The sequence below is a fragment of the Polaromonas sp. P1_H6 genome (assembly GCF_056405195.1).
Map to the genome: position 1 here is coordinate 1 of NZ_JBFUCN010000078.1, position 1055 is coordinate 1055.

A 1055-nucleotide genomic window follows, 5' to 3' on the forward strand; every position below is an offset into this window, starting at 1 on the left:
CTCACCAGGATGTCATCACCCTCGGCGCCGACGTAGTCGTGCGTGGCGGCCAGCACCGTCTGGTCCCAGACCGTGCCGTCGGCGAACTCGACCCGCTCGACCACGCGCGCGTCGTTAAAGAACCAGCTCACCAAGGTGATGCGGTCGCCCGTGCCGTTGATGTTCAGGTACAGGTTCTGCGAGTCTCGGCTGAGGCTGACGTCGCTGGCCAGTACGGTGCCATCAAAGCGCACGGTGTCCACGTTGCCCACGGTCTCGTCGAAGTCGAGTATGGTGTCGCTGCCGTCTCCCCGGCTATACAGGTAGACGTCGTTGCCTTCGGCGCCGTAGAGTTGATCGGTGCCTTGCAGGCCTTGCAAGGTGTCGTTACCGAAGCCGCCTGAGAGGTAATCGTCGCCGCTCGTGCCCACCACGGTCATGGTGATGGGAGTTGCCGTGCTGGCCAGGGTTTGCTGGTCCCAGACGGTGCCGTCGGCGAACTGGACCTGCTCGATCTTGAACTGCTCGCCGTCRAACCAGTTCCTGAGCTTGATGCGGTCAGTGCCGCCGGAGATGTTCAGGTACAGGTTGTGCAGGTCKCGGGTGACGGTGACGTCGCCGGCCAGCACGCTGGCGTCGAAGCGGACGGTGTCGATGTTGCCTGCGGTGGCATCCTGGTCGTATATCTCGTCCGAGCCGTCTCCGCGGCTGTACAGGTACACGTCGTTGCCGCCTGCCAYGTCGATRAAGTAGTCGTAACCACCTTCGCCRTCGAAGCTGTTGTTGGCTGCACTTCCGGTAAAGATATCCGTACCTTCGGAGCCGACGTAAGCGGCTGCGGCGGCCAGCACCGCCTGGTCCCAGACGGTTCCGTCGGCAAACTGAACGCGCTCGACCTGGCGCGCATCTCCAGAGAACCAGCCGCCCAAGGTGATGCGCTCGCCCGTTCCCGCGATGTTGAGGTACAGGTGCGTCTGGTCGCGGCTGAGGCTGACGTCGCCGGCCAGCACGGTGCCGTCAAAGCGCACGGTGTCCACATTGCCGGCGGTCTCGTCGTAGTCCAGGATGGTGTCGCT

At 63.7% G+C, this 1055-nt stretch carries 1 protein-coding gene; it reads right to left on the reverse strand.

Going from position 1 to position 1055, the window contains the following annotated elements; genetic code table 11:
• Positions 1–1055: calcium-binding protein (locus tag AC1D1F_RS24765; RefSeq protein WP_477700888.1), on the reverse strand; the 1055-nt coding region annotated here is incomplete at both ends.